Raw genomic sequence first — 2,069 nt, 5'->3', positions numbered from 1 at the left:
TTCAATAATAACTATTAGAGAAAACCTTTTAGGTTTTTGGAACTGACAAAAGGAGTCGAGATGTACACAGTACTGATTTAAGAACTAGTTGTATTCGGCATTTCCAGACGTGTTCTCGAACGGAACGCCGCCCAGACCTAAGGCCGTTTCTTCATTTGATTTTAGCAAATCAAATTTCGAAATGCTCGAACTGACGTTGTATCTAAGGCCGTTTCTTCATTTGATTTTAGCAAATCAAATTTCGAAATGCTCGAACTGACAAAAGGAGTCGAGATGTACACAGTACTGATTTAAGAACTAGTTGTATTCGGCATTTCCAGACGTGTTCTCGAACGGAACGCCGCCCAGACCTAAGGCCGTTTCTTCATTTGATTTTAGCAAATCAAATTTCGAAATGCTCGAACTGACGTTGTATTTGGCAGTTGAAAACGTGTTCTCGAACGGAACGCCGCCCAGACCTAAGGCCGTTTCTTCATTTGATTTTAGCAAATCAAATTTCGAAATGCTCGAACTGACGTTGTATTTGGCATTTGAAAACGTGTTCTCGACTACCGCTCGAACTAACAAGGAACAATCGAACTGGCACGCTCGAACTAACCAATAGCCTAAAAACTATTCACTATACAATCCTTTCCAATATCTCCGCAATCCTATCCGCCGTATTTCCGTCCCAAAGCTCAGGGATTTCGCCTTTTTTCCAGTTGCCTGCAAAAATATCCTTTAGAGGTTCTATCAGTTTATTCGGGTCGGTGCCGATGAGTTGGTTGGTGCCTACGGTACAAGTCTCTGGTCTTTCTGTAGAGTCTCTCAGCGTCAGGCATGGCACCTTCATGACGGTGGTTTCTTCCGTGATACCACCAGAATCGGTAATGACCACCTTGGCATTTTTAACTAAATAGTTGAATTCCAAATAACCCATGGGTTCGGAGAGGATGATATTCTCAGGCTGCAAATCAAGGCTTTCATACACTTTGCGGGTACGTGGATGTATCGGAAAGATTATTTTGTTGGGTGCCACCGTTTCACTGACTATTTTGACGAGATGAAGTAGATTAGCAGGATCATCGACATTGGCAGGCCGATGCAGGGTCATCACAATGTATGCTTGCTCTTTTAGTCCATTTTCAGCCCAAATCTTAGGTTGTTTGAGCCGAGTAATATTCTTGAGCAGGGTATCTATCATGGTATTGCCCACAAAGAAAATCTTTTCCTCCTTTATGCCTTCCCTTCTTAGGTTTTGGTTGGCTACCTCAGATGTGGTAAAGAAATAATTGGTAATGGCGTCGGTGACCTTCCTGTTGATTTCTTCGGGCATGGTTTCGTCATAAGAGCGAATACCACCTTCAATATGTGCTACGTCTATATGGAGTTTTCTGGCAGCAATGGAACAAGCCATGGTGGAAGTCACGTCACCTACGACGATACAAAGATTAGAGGGTTTTTCTAGTAAAATTTGTTCATAAGCCACCATTATCTTGGCGGTTTGTTCAGCCTGAGTACCTGAGCCAACCTGCAAGTTGATGTCTGGATGGGGTATGCCCAGCTCATCAAAGAAGGTCTCGCTCATATTCTTGTCATAATGCTGACCGGTATGTATTAGGCGGAAGTTTATTCCTTTTTGTTCGAAATGGTGGCTCTTAAAAGCGTCGATAATGGGAGCAATCTTCATGAAGTTGGGGCGTGCTCCTGCAATAATATCTATGAGTTTTGACATGGGTGCTATTAAAAATTCAAAATTAATGGAATATAATTAAACTCTGATTCTTGAAAGGTTAAACATTAAGTAAATAAGTATAGAAAATATCTTAATTTTCTTAATATCTTAATGCACTTCATGTTAAAAAAAATAGCCTCAAATGTTTAACATTAAGAGAATTAAGGGCATTTAGGAATCAAAATATCTAAATGCTTTTAATAAACTTAATGTTAAAAACTTCCTCAATGGTGATGCATTAAGATAGCCAGCTATTCCACAAAAAGATACAAAGGTTCAAATACTCAGTGTCACTCCATGCAAAACTCTTAATTCTCTGTGGTAAAAATAGTCCCTCAATAATTAAACATCAAGA

Annotated in this window: 2 protein-coding genes; both read right to left on the bottom strand. The window is 40.1% G+C overall.

Going from position 1 to position 2,069, the window contains the following annotated elements:
• Positions 1 to 297 precede the first annotated feature (297 nt).
• Positions 298 to 567, bottom strand: coding sequence for a hypothetical protein (locus tag EGI24_RS14415; RefSeq protein ID WP_255049171.1), 270 nt, complete (start codon positions 565 to 567; stop codon positions 298 to 300).
• Positions 568 to 619: 52 nt separating this feature from the next.
• Positions 620 to 1,714 carry a non-hydrolyzing UDP-N-acetylglucosamine 2-epimerase gene (wecB, locus tag EGI24_RS14410; RefSeq protein ID WP_255049169.1) on the bottom strand — a complete coding sequence of 365 codons (1,095 nt, stop codon included), beginning with the start codon at positions 1,712 to 1,714 and terminating at the stop codon, positions 620 to 622.
• Positions 1,715 to 2,069: the final 355 nt, after the last annotated feature.

It is taken from the genome of Lacihabitans sp. CS3-21, assembly GCF_024343675.1.
Lineage (GTDB): Bacteria > Bacteroidota > Bacteroidia > Cytophagales > Spirosomataceae > Leadbetterella.
The sequence above is the reverse complement of the archived record's forward strand: the minus strand, read 5'-3'. Positions and strand labels throughout refer to the sequence as shown.

Excerpts from the sequence above, each read along its gene's own strand:
- wecB (WP_255049169.1), bottom strand. The coding sequence starts at position 1,714 with ATGTCAAAACTCATAGATATTATTGCAGGAGCACGCCCCAACTTCATG.